Source organism: Jiella soli (assembly GCF_020615385.1).
Classification (GTDB): Bacteria; Pseudomonadota; Alphaproteobacteria; order Rhizobiales; family Rhizobiaceae; genus VKMB-3413.
The window spans coordinates 1-14,267 of record NZ_JAJAVB010000046.1; the positions used below are offsets into that span (position 1 = coordinate 1).

Below are 14,267 nucleotides of genomic sequence, written 5' to 3' on the forward strand. Positions count from 1 at the left end.
TTCACGGCAACCAAAACAAAACCCCGCCAAAATGACGGGGTTTGTCAGCAGTCTGTGGGCCGGCGCAAGCCGGCCCTTTTGCGTTCGTGCCCCACTCTCGTCAAAGCCGTCGCCGATAGGGCACACCCAGACACCGGGGCGCACAGACTACGAATCGCCGGGCCCGACGCGCGCGCTCCTCCCCACGTCCGAGCAAAGGTGGCTACCTGTTCATGCCTCGACGCCAGCAGCTTTCATTCCGTCTGCCTTCCGTGATGAAGATCGTGCTGGCTTTTACGGTCGGACTTTTCCTCTTCGCCGGCGCCGCCCAGGCGCAGATTCCCTCGCTCGGCGGGGCAAGCTCCACCTCCGGTGCGAATGTCAGTGCCTCCGCGGAGCCCTCGCTCGACGATCTGATCAAGATCCTCGAGAACGATGCGAGCCGGAAGAAGCTGGTCGAATCCCTGAAGGCTGCGGCCTACCAGGCGCCGGGTGCGGCGCCGGGCGTTGCCGCGCCCGCCGAGCCGGCCGCCGTGATCCGTTCGCTACCGGGGCAGATCGCCGACTACACCCGCGGCGCGATCGGAGCGGTCACCGACAGCATCCAGGATATCCCAGCAACGTGGGACGCCGCAGTGGGGATGCTGGCGGGCGCAAGGTCCATCAACCTGCCGAACATCGTCGAGGCGATCCTGCCGGTGGCGCTCGTCGCCGTGGTCGTCTTCATCATGCTGTTCGGCTGCCGGCGGCTGGAGGCGCGGATCTTCCGCCGCCTGGCCCATGGCGCGGAACACGCGAGCCCGCTTCACAAGCTCCTGAACCTCGTCCTCTCCGCGATCGTCGACGTCGTCGCCGTGACCTTGAGCTGGGCCTCCGGCTTCCTTGCCGCGGCGATCCTTCTCGGCGGCAAGCCGGGTATCAACCAGGCGCTCTTCCTCAACGCTTTCCTGCTCATCGAGATGATCAAGGTCGCCCTGTCGGCTTTCGTCGCGCCGAACTTTCCGCAGCTGCGACTGACGCCGTTCTCCAACCGGCAGGCGAGCTACTGGTACTTCTGGATCTCGCGCCTCGTCTCGATCCTCGGCTACACCTTCCTGTTCGTCGCGCCGATCGTGCAGCAGTCTTCGAGCCTTGCCGCCGCCGATGCGGTCCGCATGATCGTGGTCCTGTTCTCCACGGCGCTCACGATCGGCCTCATCCTGAAGAACCGCGGCACAGTGCGCGAGCGTCTGAAACGCGCCAAGCACCGGGGAGATCGCAGCTTCCGCGCGCAGGTCAACGCGTTGATAGGGCAGGTCTGGTGGATCCTCGCCATCGTCTTCGTCCTGTCCCTGTTCGGGGTCTGGCTGCGCAGCCCGGAGACCGGCTTCACCTACATGACCACGGCGACGCTGAAATCGATCGCGGCCATGGCGGTCGGCGGCCTCGTGGTGTCGGTTCTGTCGCGGGTGATCGCCAGCGGCATCCCGATCCCGCAGGGTGCCAAGGACCGTCTGCCGCTCCTGGAGCGGCGGGTGAACTCCTTCATTCCGAATGCGCTCATCGTGATCCGGACGCTGGTCGTGATCGTCGTGGTCGCGGTGATCCTCGAGGCGTGGAGCCTCGTGAGCGTCAGCGGGTGGGTTGCGCGGCCGATCGGACAGGAATTCGTCGGCAGCCTGATCGGCGCCGGGCTGATCCTCGCCATCGGCGCGGCGATCTACATCGCAGTCTCCTCCTGGATCGAATACCGGCTCAATCCGAATTTCGGCAAGGTGCCGACCGCCCGCGAGCGCACGCTCCTGTCCTTGTTCCGCAATGCCTTCACCATCACCATGGTGGTGGTGATCGCGATGCTGGTTCTGTCGCAGATCGGCATCGACATCGCACCGCTCCTCGCCGGTGCCGGTGTGGTCGGCCTCGCTATCGGTTTCGGCGCCCAGAAGTTCGTGCAGGACATCATTACCGGCGCCTTCATCCAAATCCAGAACGCCATGAACGAGGGCGACGTGGTCGAGCTCAACGGCGTTTCGGGCGTGGTGGAGCAGCTGACCGTGCGCTCGGTCGGGATACGGAGCCTCGACGGCACCTGGTATCTGATCCCGTTCTCCTCGGTCGAGAAGGTCGCGAACTTCTCGAAGGACTTCGCCTATTACGTCGCGGACGTGGGCGTCGCCTATCGTGAGAACATTGATGACGTGAAGCAGATGATGTTCGACGCCTTCGACGAGCTGAAGGCGAGCGATGTCGGCGAGAACCTCATCAGCGGCTTCGACATGTGGGGCGTCAACGAGCTCGGCGATTCTGCCGTGGTCGTGCGCGGGCGCGTGATGACCAAGCCGTCGACGCAGTGGGGCGTTGGCCGGGCTTATCGCGAGATCGTGAAACGCATGGCGGACGAACGCGGCATCGAGATCCCGTTCCCGCATATGACGGTCTGGTTCGGCGAGGACCGGGGCGGCAAGGCGCCGCCGATCCGTCTGCGCAGCGATTCCGGCCGGTCGGCGGAAAAGACGATCGCCGGAGAGCGCGCCGAGGTCACCGACGGCCGTTCGGACGGCGGCTCGCGTCACGGCACCTATGACGATAGCGGCCACCCGATCCCGCCGAGCGACAACGACCTCGACAGCGCGGGCGGCGGCCGCGGCTGAGGCGAGCGACCCACCGCGAGGATCGCGACAGCCGTTCGCCAGCCTGACTATTCACCGTGAACGCAGCGTGACGGCTGCAATAAGCCGCGCAAGCCAGGCATGCCTTGCGCGGCCGCTTTTGAAAGCCCTATCTAGCGGCAGAGGGCGGCCTGCTGATTCTCTCAGCCGATCCCGTCCGTCCATTTGAACGACCTGTGAGACGCCCCCATGAAGAATCCCGTTGAAACCGCGATGAACCTCGTCCCGATGGTCGTCGAGCAGACCAACCGCGGCGAGCGCGCCTACGACATTTTCTCGCGGCTCCTGAAGGAGCGGGTGATCTTCATCACCGGCCCGATCGAGGACAGCATGGCGACCCTCGTGTGCGCCCAGCTCCTGTTCCTCGAGGCGGAGAACCCGAAGAAGGAGATCGCGCTCTACATCAACTCGCCGGGCGGCGTGGTGACCTCGGGCATGGCGATCTACGATACCATGCAGTTCATCAAGCCGGCGGTCTCGACCCTTTGCGTCGGCCAGGCCGCCTCGATGGGCTCGCTGCTCCTTTGCGCCGGCCACAAGGACATGCGCTTTGCGACGCCCAACGCGCGGATCATGGTGCATCAGCCCTCCGGCGGCTTCTCCGGCCAGGCCTCGGACATCGAGCGCCATGCGCAGGACATCATCAAACTGAAGCGGCGCCTGAACGAGGTCTATGTCGAACATACCGGCCAGGACTACGAGACCATTGACCGGACGCTCGACCGTGACCATTTCATGACTGCGAACGAAGCCCGCGAGTTCGGCATCATCGACAAGGTCTACTCGTCGCGCGAAGCACTGGAGAGCGAGGCTACCCGCTGAGGCGGCTCCCTCTTGTCACGTCACGTCACGGCCACACTTGGAAGTCGATAATGACGGAGTGGTGTTAAGCGCCACTCAAGCATTCCATCCTTATGCTGGATGATCTTGGATGGTGTCTCAGATACGGTAGCTCCGTGATGCGGCGTATCCGCTCCGCTCGGCGAGGGTGTCCAGCGGGGTTACGTTCGGCGGGAAAGCGAGAAACGGGCCGTCAGGGCTCGATCGGAAGGAAAAGCGCATGAGCAAAACGAGCGGCGGCGATTCCAAAAACACGCTCTATTGCTCTTTCTGCGGAAAGAGCCAGCACGAAGTCCGCAAGCTGATCGCCGGGCCGACCGTCTTCATCTGCGACGAGTGTGTCGAGCTCTGCATGGACATCATTCGCGAGGAGAACAAGTCCTCGATGGTGAAGTCCAGAGAGGGCGTGCCGACGCCGCAGGAGATCATCGCGGTCCTGGACGATTATGTGATCGGCCAGTCCTACGCGAAGAAGGTCCTGTCGGTTGCGGTTCACAACCACTATAAGCGCTTGGCGCACGCGGCCAAGAACAACGACGTCGAGCTTGCCAAGTCCAACATCCTTCTGATCGGACCGACCGGCTGCGGCAAGACGCTTCTGGCGCAGACGCTCGCCCGCATCCTCGATGTGCCGTTCACGATGGCCGACGCGACGACGCTGACCGAAGCGGGCTATGTCGGCGAGGACGTCGAGAACATCATCCTGAAGCTCCTGCAGTCGGCCGACTACAATGTCGAACGGGCGCAGCGCGGCATCGTCTATATCGACGAGATCGACAAGATCTCCCGCAAGTCGGACAATCCCTCGATCACCCGGGACGTGTCGGGCGAGGGCGTCCAGCAGGCGCTCCTGAAGATCATGGAGGGCACGGTTGCTTCGGTTCCGCCGCAGGGCGGACGCAAGCATCCGCAGCAGGAATTCCTCCAGGTCGATACGGCGAACATCCTGTTCATCTGCGGCGGTGCCTTCGCCGGGCTGGACAAGATCATCTCCGATCGCGGCCGCAAGACCTCGATCGGCTTCGCGGCAAATGTCGCGTCGCCCGATGATCGCCGTTCCGGCGAGGTGTTTCGCCTAGTCGAGCCCGAGGATCTCCTCAAGTTCGGCCTGATCCCCGAGTTCGTCGGCCGTCTGCCGGTTCTGGCGACGCTTGAGGATCTCGATGAAATCGCCCTGGTGCAGATCCTCGAGCAGCCGAAGAACGCGCTGGTGAAGCAGTATCAGCGGCTGTTCGAGATGGAGAATGTCGAGCTGACCTTCCACGAGGACGCGCTGAAGGCGATCGCCCGCAAGGCGATCGAGCGCAAGACCGGTGCCCGTGGCCTTAGGTCGATCATGGAAGCGATGCTGCTCGACACGATGTTCGACTTGCCGACGCTGGAAGGCGTTCAGGAAGTTGTGATTTCCGAGGATGTGATCGAAGGCAATGCTCGTCCGCTCTACATCTATGCGGAGCGCAATGACGAGAAGGAGAATGTGAGTGCCTGACCGACACTCACACGTCCGATCACGGTGAACGGTAAGCCGAAGGCCCGTTCCGGCGTCATGCCGGGGCGGGCTTTTCTCTGAGAGACAGCGCGGAAATACGCTCGGTTCCGACCGGCCGATTGTCTTCCGAATCGCTTGAAGCGCAGGGCTTGCGAGCCCACATAGAGGGTCGAGACAGGCGTTCGTCGCAAGGGCTTCTTGAAGACTTGATGACGAAGGGCCGATGGCGGCGCCAAGCCGCAGAAAGGAAGAAGCATGTCCCACACACGCGAAGATCGGAGCGACGAGGCGACGCTTTATCCCGTGCTGCCTCTGCGCGACATCGTGGTGTTCCCGCACATGATCGTGCCGCTGTTCGTCGGCCGCGAGAAGTCGATCAAGGCGCTGGAAGAGGTGATGGGTGCCGACAAGCAGATCCTGCTGGCGACCCAGAAGAATGCGAGCGACGAGGATCCGGCGCCCGACGCGATCTACGAAGTCGGCACGGTGGCGAACGTGCTGCAGCTGCTGAAGCTGCCCGATGGTACGGTGAAGGTGCTGGTCGAGGGCATGTCGCGGGCGCGGATCGATCAGTTCTCGCCGCGCACCGATTGGCACGAGGCCTCGGCGGTACTCGTCGAGGACGCCGAGGATGACGCCGTCGAAGTCGAGGCCCTTGCGCGTTCGGTGGTGTCGGAGTTCGAGAACTACGTCAAGCTGAACAAGAAGATCTCGCCGGAAGTGGTTGGTGCGGCTGGTCAGATCGACGACTACTCCAAGCTCGCCGACACCGTCGCCTCGCATCTGGCGATCAAGATCCCGGAAAAGCAGGAGATGCTCGCGCTCACCAGCGTGCGTGAGCGGCTGGAGCGCGCGCTCGGCTTCATGGAGTCCGAGATCTCGGTCCTGCAGGTGGAAAAGCGCATCCGCTCGCGCGTCAAGCGCCAGATGGAGAAGACCCAGCGCGAGTACTATCTCAACGAGCAGATGAAGGCGATCCAGAAGGAGCTCGGAGACGGCGAGGACGGCCGCGACGAGATGGCCGAGCTCGAGGAGCGGGTGAAGAAGACCAAGCTCTCCAAGGAGGCCCGTGAAAAGGCCAACGCCGAGATGAAGAAGCTGAAGCAGATGTCGCCGATGTCTGCCGAGGCGACGGTGGTGCGCAATTATCTCGACTGGCTCCTGGGCCTGCCCTGGGGCGTGAAGTCGAAGGTCAAGATCGACCTGAAGAAGGCCGAGGAGATCCTCGACGCGGACCATTACGGGCTCGACAAGGTCAAGGAGCGGATCGTCGAGTATCTCGCGGTCCAAAGCCGCCAGAACAAGCTGAAGGGGCCGATCCTGTGCCTCGTCGGACCTCCGGGCGTCGGCAAGACCTCGCTGGCGAAGTCGATCGCCCGTGCGACCGGCCGTGAGTATGTCCGCATGGCGCTCGGCGGCGTGCGCGACGAGGCTGAGATCCGCGGCCATCGGCGCACCTATATCGGCTCGATGCCCGGCAAGGTCATCCAGTCGATGAAGAAGGCGAAGAAGGCCAATCCGCTCTTCCTGCTCGACGAGATCGACAAGATGGGCCAGGATTTCCGCGGCGATCCGTCGTCGGCCCTGCTTGAGGTGCTTGATCCCGAGCAGAACGCGACCTTCATGGATCACTATCTCGAGGTGGAGTACGACCTCTCCTCGACGATGTTCGTGACGACGGCAAATACGCTGAACATCCCGGCTCCGCTGATGGACCGGATGGAGATCATCCGGATCGCCGGCTACACCGAGGATGAGAAGGTCGAGATCGCCCTTCGCCATCTGCTGCCGAAGGCGGTGCGCGACCACGCCCTGAAGGAAGAGGAGTTCTCGGTCAGCGAGGACGCTCTGCGAACGATTGCTCAGCGCTATACCCGCGAGGCCGGCGTTCGCAATTTCGAGCGGGAACTGATGACGCTTGCGCGCAAGGCCGTCACGCAGATCCTCAAGGGTGAGGCGACGAAGGTCGAGGTGACCGCCGAGAACATCTCGGATTATCTCGGCGTTCCGCGGTTCCGCTTCGGCGAGGCCGAACTCGACGACCAGGTCGGCGTCGTGACCGGTCTTGCTTGGACGGAGGTCGGTGGCGAGCTCCTGACGATCGAAGGGGTCATGATGCCGGGCAAGGGCAAGATGACCGTGACCGGAAACCTCAAGGAAGTGATGAAGGAGTCGATTTCGGCGGCCGCATCCTACGTCCGCTCGCGGGCGCTGGACTACGGCATCAAGCCGCCGCTGTTCGAGAAGCGCGACATCCACGTCCACGTTCCGGAGGGGGCAACCCCGAAGGACGGGCCGTCGGCGGGCACGGCGATGGCAACCGCCATCGTCTCGGTCATGACCGGCATCCCGGTGCGCCGGGATATCGCGATGACCGGCGAGATCACGCTGCGCGGCAGGGTCCTGCCGATCGGCGGGTTGAAGGAGAAGCTCCTGGCGGCGCTCCGTGGCGGCATCAAGAAGGTGCTGATTCCCGAGGAGAACGCGAAGGATCTCGCGGACATCCCGGACAATGTGAAGAATCGCCTGGAAATCGTGCCCGTCTCGCGTATGGGGGAGGTCCTCCAGCACGCGCTGGTGGAAACTCCGACGCCGGTCCAGTGGTCGGAGGAGGAAGAGCCTCTGACCGGACAGCCGGCGGTTGAGGATGGTGCCACGGCTGTTGCGCACTAAGCGCACTGGGGCAATTTTGTCGAAAATGCCGCCCTTTCGGGCGGCATTTTTTTTGCGAAAGCCCGCAATTCCGGCATCTTGCCGTTGCCGAACCTGTTACGATCCGCAAGAGTCCAAACTGGTCCGCTTTCGGAATCGTTAGGGTTCGGTCCTATAAGGAGGGTTTTTTAATGAACAAGAATGACTTGGTTTCGGCCGTTTCGGAAAAGTCTGAACTGTCGAAGCAGCAGGCAGGCGCTGCCGTCGATGCGGTGTTCGACGTGATCCAGGATGCAATGGCCAAGGGTGACGACATCCGCCTGGTCGGTTTCGGGACGTTCTCCGTCTCGCACAGGGCGGCCTCGAAGGGCCGCAATCCTTCCACCGGCGCCGAGGTCGACATCCCCGCGCGCAACGTTCCGAAGTTCGCGGCGGGCAAGGGCCTGAAGGACGCGGTCAACAAGTAAGGCCTGACGCCTTCATGTTGGAATCGAAGCGGCCGGGCTGAACGCCCGGCCGTTTTCGTTCGTGTCGCGGCCATTGCTGGTCGTCTGCCGGACGGACTGATCCGAGCGGGGCTTTCAGCTGCGCTTTGCCAGTCGCTGGACGATGATGAAGCCGGCCGGAGTCGCATCGAGATCGACCGGATGGGCACGCGTCTTGCGGCTGTCGCAGGCGCTGCAGCGGAACCTGATGTCCTCGAAGTCGTGCCCGGCGGGGGCGCCATGTGCGAGAAGGTCGCTGGCCAGAAAATGCGCCTCGCGGTGACAGCGCTGGCACAAGACGCGCACCGCCATGCCTCGCTTTGACGCTTCCTGGAGATTCGAGATTGGCCGGACCATGCGAGCCAGATGGAACAGAACAGGAACAACGTCAACGCGGTACACGATGACGGTGCGCCCCGGCTCCGCTGCTCCGCCGGTCAGGCAGCGGCCGGACCGAGATCTGCGATGGAATGCCGCAGACGCCGGTCGGCGGTGTTCACTCGGCCGTCGGTAACATCCCAAGGATAGGCCGCCAGCGCGTGGCTCTCACTGGAGCGGCGTGTCTCAGGCCACGGTGACCACGAGATCGCCGACGCCCTCGACGTGACCTTCGAGCCGGTCGCCGCGCTTCACCGGGCCGACGCCTGCCGGCGTGCCGGTCATGACGATGTCGCCGGCCGCCAGCGTGAAGAGGCGCGAGAGGTAAGCAATGGCTTCTTGCGTCTTCCAGATCATTTGCGCGAGGTCGCCGCTCTGGCGGATCTCGCCATTCACCTTGAGCCAGATCACGCCCTTGTCCGGATGCCCGATTCTTGCTGCCGGGACGATCGGCGAGATCGGCGCGGAGTGTTCGAAGGCCTTGCCGATCTCCCAGGGCCGGCCGAGCTTCTTCGCCTCGGCCTGGAGGTCGCGCCGGGTCATGTCGAGGCCGACCGCGTAGCCGTAGACATGCGACAGCGCCGTCTCGAGGGAGATGTCTTTACCACCGCGGGCGAGGCAGACGGCGAGTTCGATCTCGTGATGCACGTCCGAACTGCCGGACGGATAGGGAAAGACGCCCGACGTCACCAGATTGTCCGGGTTCTTCTGGAAGAAGAAGGGCGGCTCCCTGTCCGGATCGTGGCCCATCTCGATCGCGTGGTCCGCATAGTTCCGCCCGACGCAATAGACCCTTCGGACGGGAAAGCTGTCGTCGCTGCCAAGGATCGGCAATTCGGTGATCGGGCTGGGGGAGATCGCATGGGGCATGGAGGGTCGGCTCCTTCGTCCGAGGGCGGGACCGGGGTTTTGGGCGCGCAATCGGTGCTTAAGCAGGTTTCGGCCAGGCTGTCCCGGTTTTCCGGCGGGACTCGTCGCGACGGATGCTTTGGGATCGATGCATTCGCCTGCTGCCGCGCGCGTTTCTGCTCGCGCCACGATCCGGCGGTGCGAGGCCCGATGCGGGGAAGGAGAGGGTTCTCGCTCCGGCTGAGGCTCCGGGATGGCTGCGGCGAGCTTCGTCTCCGCCTGGGTGAGGACACTCCGGAAACTCTCCTAACGTAATGGACGCCAGCAACGGCATTTTCGCCTATGATGTCTGGAGACCCGTCAGGAGATACTCCATGCGAATCCGCATCGTCGTCCTCGCCGCCCTCATGGCAGGCGTCGCCCCTTATCCTCTCATGGCCGCCGACGGAATTCGCTCGGTGACCCTGTCCTCGGGCGGCCTTGCCCAGGTGACGCGCTCCCAGCATGTCGACGGTCATGGCGAGATCGCGGTCTCGGTCCCGTTCGAACAGGTCGACGACGTCCTGAAGAGCCTCGTCGTCAGCGATCCCTCCGGCACTGTCACCGCCATGACGCTCGACGGCATGGACCAGGCCGAGGAGACCTTCCGGACGCTGCCCTTCAGCCCCGCGGACATGCGGTCGGTGCCGAGCCTCCTCGGCACGATCCAGGGCACGCGCGTGCGCGCCGAGAGCGGCGGGCGCACAGTCGAGGGCAAGGTGCTCGGCGTCGCCGAACAGAACGGCGGAACGGAGAATGGCACCGTCCAGATCCTCTCCGTGCTCACCGGTGACGGCGCGATCCACACGCTGCCGCTCGGCCAGGACGCCATTGTCACCATCCTCGACGAGGCGATGCTGGCGAAGATCGCCGATGCCGCGCTGGCGGCCGGCAAGAGCAAGGTGAATGCGCCCCGCGTCGTGGCGATCCGTGTGCAAGGCGAGGGCGAACGCGATGTGGCGGTGTCCTATGTGGTCGCGGCGCCGATCTGGAAGTCGGCCTATCGCGTCGTCAGCCACCCCGGCGATCGCGCCCGGCTGCAGGCGTGGGCGGTGATCGAGAACGCCACCGGCGAAGACTGGCGCGAGGTCGCCGTCACGCTCTCCTCCGGCGCGCCGGTCACATTGAAGCAGCAGCTTTACAAGCGCTACTGGCGCGAGCGCCCGGAAGTGCCGGTCGACGTCGAGGCGAACGCCGTCCCCGAGCCGGACAGCGGCGTGATCAGCCCGGCACCCAAGGGCGGGTCGCGCATGGCCCGGGGCATGGCCGCCTTCGCGCCCCCGGTGGTGGCTGCGGCGCCTGCCATGGAATCGATGCTCGACGTGTCCCAGGCCACGGACACGGGAACGGCGACCGAGGGCGATGTCAGTGCCACCTATGCGCTCCCGGCACCTGTCGACCTGACGGCCGGCGGCACGCTCTCCGTGCCCATCGTCGATGCCGAGGTCGACGCCGAGCGCGTCTCGGTCTTCCAGGCGTCAACCGCAGGGACGCATCCGATCGCGGCGCTGATGATCTCCAACGACACCGGCACCAGCCTGCCGCCGGGGATCCTCACCGTCTATGACGAGCGCGACGGCTATGTCGGGGACGCCCAGCTTCTCGGCGTTCCCGCGGGCGAGACCCGGATGGCGAGCTTCGCAACCGACCGCAAGGTTGAGATCCTGAGCGAGAACCGTCCCGACGAGGCGATCAGCAGCGTCAGGATCGTCGACGGGACCGCGCGTGTGGAAGTGCGCTCCCGTGACGTCACGACCTACACCGTCCGCGGGGCGGCCGACAATTCGCGGACGGTCGTGATCGAGCATCCACGCCGCGAGGGCTGGACCTTCACCTCGGAGGCGCTCGACGGCTCGACGGCGTCGGCCCACCGGCTCAAGGTGAAGCTTTCCGCCGGTGAGACACGGACCGTCAGGGCCGTCTACGAGACGACCACGCTCCAGGCCTACGCTTTGACGAATGCCAATGATGCGCTGCTGACCACCTGGGCGGACAGCACGGCCGATCCCGCGACCGCCGAAAAGCTGCGGGCACTCTCGACTGCACGGGCCGCCGCGACCAAGGCCGAGCGCGAGATCGACCGTCTCGACCAGCGGGCGGAGAGGGTCCGGCGAAACCAGGAGCGCGTGCGCGACAACCTCCAGGCCGTGCCGTCGCAGAGTGAACTTGCCACCAAATATCTCGCCGACATGGCGAACCAGGAGCGCGAGCTCGCCTCGCTCGCCGCCGACAGGGACAAAGCCGAGGCAGAGCTTCAGACGGCGAATGGAGAGGTCGCCGCGATCATCCGCAGCTTCTAGGGTGTCGGGGCAGCGCGTTCGGCCGGCGGCGAGCATGCCGGCCTCGCCGGATGAAACGCCCTGCCGACACATGACGGTGCGGCTGGGATGGCTCGGGCTCCTTGCAGAGGCTCGTCGGAATGCCGCCCTGCATGTCGCTCCGACGTGCCATCCTGCGGCGGGCGGCGTCTTCGGGAGGTGGAGCTGGGCGAAGACGATTGGTCCGATACCCCGTGCTCCTCCCGCGCGAGCCTGCGGCCCGGCTCAGGGATGCTTGTGAATCGGGTCGACCCAGTAGACTTCCTCCGGCTTTTCGACCGGGTCGACATCGGTGATGTTGACCACCACGGCCTCGTTGTCCGACCTCATCAGCACGCATTCCAGGGTCTCGCTCGGATCGGCGTTGATCTCCTGATGCGGGACGAAGGGCGGCACGAAGATGAAGTCGCCGGGACCGGCTTCGGCGACGAATTCGAGCTTCTCGCCCCAACGCATGCGGGCGCGGCCGCGCACGACATAGATGACGCTTTCGAGTTCGCCGTGATGGTGGACGCCGGTCTTGGCATCGGGTGCGATGCTGACGGTTCCGGCCCAGATCTTCTGGGCCCCGACGCGGGCGTGGTCGATCGCCGCCTGCCGGTACATGCCCGGCGTCTGGGGCGTGTTGTTGTCGAGCCTGTCGCCCTTGATGACGCGCACGCCATCGTGCTTCCAGCGCGCCTCGGCCTCGTGCCGGCCCTGATCGTCGCTCATCCTGGTCTCCCTCATGTCCAAGCCACGGCGACCTTACGCAATTCTGCGGCGCCTTTCACCTTGGAGATTGAAACCGTGGGGATGGCTTCTCCGGCCGGCGGCAGGGCCAGACGTCTTCCCGGCCTTCAACCGGGAGACCTGTGGCACGCAGAGCGAACGGTCCGATCGCAAACCGTATCAGCCGTTGCCGGAGAGGTGGCGGACCGCGATCGCGGTCGCGGTGGCATGGTTCTCGACGCCGAGCTTGCGGAAGACCACTTCCAGGTGCTTGTTCACGGTCCGCGGGCTGAGGACGAGGATGTCCGCGATATCGCGATTGGCCTTTCCCTTGGCCAGCCAGAGCACGACCTCGGCTTCGCGCGCCGTCAGGTTCAGGCTGCGCTGCAGGTTGGCGATGTCCTCCTGCATGCTCTCGCGCGTGACGCGAAGCAGGTATTCGCTTGTCCCGGGCTGGCCGACGACGGTCACAGTCACGCCGGAGGCCAGCGTCCTCGACACGCCCGGCCGGAGCATCTCCGGCGGCGCGGGAAGCGCTCCCTCCGCCAGCAGATCGTCGAGCGCCAGAAGCGCCGCGCCTGCGGCGTCGCCCACAGGAGCTGGCCCGTGCCATCGACGGCGAAGAGATATCGCCCGGCAGTGTCGAGCGCCTGCTTCGCGCCGCGGCTCGCCTTGGCGATCTGATTGTGGACCCCGATGCGGGCGACGAGTTCCTCCGGCTTGATCGGCTTGGTGACATAGTCGACCCCGCCGGCGGCGAAGGCCCTCACGATATGCTCGGTCTCGCTGAGGCCCGTCATGAAGATGACCGGGATGTCGGAGAGCCGCTCGTTCGCTTTGATCCACTGCGTCGTCTCGAAACCGTCCCGTCCGGGCATGACGGCATCCACCAGGATCACGTCGAGCGTGACCCGTTCGGCGATGGAGACGGCGCGCGAGCCGTCTGGTGCGACCAGAACCGTGAAGCCCTCGCGTTCCAGCGCCTGGACGAGGAAGGCCGCGGCCTCGGGCGAGTCTTCGACCGCGAGGACGACGAGCCGTCCCTCGGTGCGCGAAGCGAAGATGAAAGCCGCCGCCGAGGGCGCCCGCACCGTTCCCCCGCGCGAACACGGCGGCAATTGCGACATCAAGGACCTGTCGCGCGGCTCGAAGGTCCATTTCCCGGTCTATGTCGACGGCGCCGGGCTCTCGATGGGCGACCTGCACGTCAGCCAGGGCGACGGCGAGATCACCTTCTGCGGCGCCATCGAAATGGCCGGCTGGCTGCACATCAAGGTCTCGCTGATCAAGGGCGGCATGGCGAAATACGGGATCAAGAACCCGATCTTCCGCCCGTCGCCGATCGCGCCGAAATACGACGACTATCTGATCTTCGAGGGCATATCGGTCGACGAGGGCGGCAAGCAGCACTTCCTCGACGTCCACGTCGCCTATCACCAGGCCTGCCTCAACGCCATCGAGTATCTGAAGAAGTTCGGCTATTCGGGCGCCCAGGCCTATTCGATCCTCGGCACCGCGCCGGTGCAGGGCCACATCTCCGGCGTCGTGGACGTGCCGGACGCCTGCGCGACGCTCTGGCTGCCGACCGATGTCTTCGAGTTCGACATCATGCCGGGCAGCGACGAGCCGACGAGATTCCTCGACGGCTCCGTGGACATGCCGATCGCCGAGGATCTGTGATCCGATGCCGTTCTACGACTATGCCTCCAGCGACTGCGGGCCTTTCACGAGCCTGCGCCCGATGGCGCAGGCGGCGGACCCGTGCGAGTGTCCGAAATGCGGAGAAAGTGCCCGGCGGGTGATCCTCACCGCGCGGCGGCTCTCAGAGACCGTTTGAGAATGGGTTTTGCCTGGATCTGATTTATGATTCACACTCCGG

Annotated in this window: 12 protein-coding genes and 1 pseudogene; 8 read left to right on the plus strand and 5 right to left on the minus strand. The window is 64.8% G+C overall.

What is annotated here, in order from left to right:
- Nucleotides 1-212: 212 nt before the first annotated feature.
- The 5 genes from LH400_RS24735 to LH400_RS24755 all read left to right on the plus strand — a co-directional run bounded on the left by LH400_RS24735 (nucleotide 213) and on the right by LH400_RS24755 (nucleotide 8,075).
- Complete coding sequence (locus tag LH400_RS24735; protein ID WP_229156140.1) at nucleotides 213-2,609, plus strand: mechanosensitive ion channel domain-containing protein; 2,397 nt, start codon at nucleotides 213-215, stop codon at nucleotides 2,607-2,609.
- Between the two features lie 207 nt (nucleotides 2,610-2,816).
- A complete protein-coding gene (locus tag LH400_RS24740) occupies nucleotides 2,817-3,449 on the plus strand; it encodes an ATP-dependent Clp protease proteolytic subunit (RefSeq protein ID WP_229156141.1) in 633 nt (210 codons plus the stop codon).
- 238 nt (nucleotides 3,450-3,687) lie between these two features.
- Nucleotides 3,688-4,956 carry an ATP-dependent Clp protease ATP-binding subunit ClpX gene (gene clpX / locus LH400_RS24745; protein WP_229156142.1) on the plus strand — a complete coding sequence of 423 codons (1,269 nt, stop codon included), beginning with the start codon at nucleotides 3,688-3,690 and terminating at the stop codon, nucleotides 4,954-4,956.
- A gap of 255 nt (nucleotides 4,957-5,211) precedes the next feature.
- On the plus strand, nucleotides 5,212-7,629 hold the full coding sequence (lon, locus tag LH400_RS24750; RefSeq protein WP_229156143.1) for an endopeptidase La: 2,418 nt from the start codon (nucleotides 5,212-5,214) through the stop codon (nucleotides 7,627-7,629).
- A gap of 170 nt (nucleotides 7,630-7,799) precedes the next feature.
- Nucleotides 7,800-8,075: an HU family DNA-binding protein gene (locus LH400_RS24755; protein ID WP_229156144.1), complete on the plus strand. Its 276-nt coding sequence runs from the start codon at nucleotides 7,800-7,802 to the stop codon at nucleotides 8,073-8,075.
- Between the two features lie 114 nt (nucleotides 8,076-8,189).
- On the opposite strand, the gene LH400_RS24760 is transcribed toward LH400_RS24755, so the two are convergent.
- Nucleotides 8,190-8,405 (minus strand): hypothetical protein, encoded by a 216-nt coding sequence (locus LH400_RS24760; RefSeq protein WP_229156145.1) that lies wholly within the window; start codon nucleotides 8,403-8,405, stop codon nucleotides 8,190-8,192.
- Between the two features lie 252 nt (nucleotides 8,406-8,657).
- The gene (locus LH400_RS24765; protein ID WP_229156146.1) at nucleotides 8,658-9,341 is read right to left on the minus strand and encodes a fumarylacetoacetate hydrolase family protein; all 684 of its coding nucleotides are present in this window, start codon (nucleotides 9,339-9,341) and stop codon (nucleotides 8,658-8,660) included.
- Nucleotides 9,342-9,694: 353 nt separating this feature from the next.
- Between LH400_RS24765 and LH400_RS24770 the strand changes: the two genes are divergently transcribed.
- Nucleotides 9,695-11,659: a DUF4139 domain-containing protein gene (locus LH400_RS24770; RefSeq protein ID WP_229156147.1), complete on the plus strand. Its 1,965-nt coding sequence runs from the start codon at nucleotides 9,695-9,697 to the stop codon at nucleotides 11,657-11,659.
- A gap of 243 nt (nucleotides 11,660-11,902) precedes the next feature.
- Here LH400_RS24770 and LH400_RS24775 read toward each other — a convergent pair whose 3' ends face one another.
- From LH400_RS24775 to LH400_RS26465, 3 genes are all read right to left on the minus strand, one after another.
- Complete coding sequence (locus LH400_RS24775; protein WP_229156148.1) at nucleotides 11,903-12,391, minus strand: cupin domain-containing protein; 489 nt, start codon at nucleotides 12,389-12,391, stop codon at nucleotides 11,903-11,905.
- Between the two features lie 177 nt (nucleotides 12,392-12,568).
- Nucleotides 12,569-12,865: a response regulator transcription factor gene (locus LH400_RS26460; RefSeq protein WP_370638480.1), complete on the minus strand. Its 297-nt coding sequence runs from the start codon at nucleotides 12,863-12,865 to the stop codon at nucleotides 12,569-12,571.
- Nucleotides 12,862-13,515, minus strand: a complete 654-nt coding sequence (locus LH400_RS26465) for a response regulator (RefSeq protein ID WP_370638481.1) — start codon at nucleotides 13,513-13,515, stop codon at nucleotides 12,862-12,864. The genes LH400_RS26460 and LH400_RS26465 overlap by 4 nt, the downstream gene beginning before the upstream one ends.
- Here LH400_RS26465 and LH400_RS24785 point away from each other — a divergent pair.
- Together LH400_RS24785 and LH400_RS24790 are read left to right on the plus strand one after the other, a co-directional pair.
- Nucleotides 13,442-14,068 (plus strand): annotated as a pseudogene (locus LH400_RS24785) (acetamidase/formamidase family protein); the annotation flags it as partial. The gene LH400_RS26465 and the pseudogene LH400_RS24785 overlap by 74 nt on opposite strands.
- A 4-nt stretch (nucleotides 14,069-14,072) precedes the next feature.
- Complete coding sequence (locus LH400_RS24790; protein ID WP_370638482.1) at nucleotides 14,073-14,225, plus strand: zinc ribbon domain-containing protein; 153 nt, start codon at nucleotides 14,073-14,075, stop codon at nucleotides 14,223-14,225.
- Nucleotides 14,226-14,267: the final 42 nt, after the last annotated feature.

Bases quoted from the DNA above. Each gene is read 5' to 3' on its own strand.
- LH400_RS24760 (WP_229156145.1), bottom strand. From the start codon at position 8,405: ATGGCGGTGCGCGTCTTGTGCCAGCGCTGTCACCGCGAGGCGCATTTT.
- LH400_RS24770 (WP_229156147.1), top strand. From the start codon at position 9,695: ATGCGAATCCGCATCGTCGTCCTCGCCGCCCTCATGGCAGGCGTCGCC.
- lon (WP_229156143.1), top strand. From the start codon at position 5,212: ATGTCCCACACACGCGAAGATCGGAGCGACGAGGCGACGCTTTATCCC.
- LH400_RS24775 (WP_229156148.1), bottom strand. From the start codon at position 12,391: ATGAGCGACGATCAGGGCCGGCACGAGGCCGAGGCGCGCTGGAAGCAC.
- LH400_RS24755 (WP_229156144.1), top strand. From the start codon at position 7,800: ATGAACAAGAATGACTTGGTTTCGGCCGTTTCGGAAAAGTCTGAACTG.
- clpX (WP_229156142.1), top strand. From the start codon at position 3,688: ATGAGCAAAACGAGCGGCGGCGATTCCAAAAACACGCTCTATTGCTCT.
- LH400_RS24740 (WP_229156141.1), top strand. From the start codon at position 2,817: ATGAAGAATCCCGTTGAAACCGCGATGAACCTCGTCCCGATGGTCGTC.
- LH400_RS24790 (WP_370638482.1), top strand. From the start codon at position 14,073: ATGCCGTTCTACGACTATGCCTCCAGCGACTGCGGGCCTTTCACGAGC.
- LH400_RS26465 (WP_370638481.1), bottom strand. From the start codon at position 13,515: ATGTCGCAATTGCCGCCGTGTTCGCGCGGGGGAACGGTGCGGGCGCCC.
- LH400_RS24765 (WP_229156146.1), bottom strand. From the start codon at position 9,341: ATGCCCCATGCGATCTCCCCCAGCCCGATCACCGAATTGCCGATCCTT.
- LH400_RS24735 (WP_229156140.1), top strand. From the start codon at position 213: ATGCCTCGACGCCAGCAGCTTTCATTCCGTCTGCCTTCCGTGATGAAG.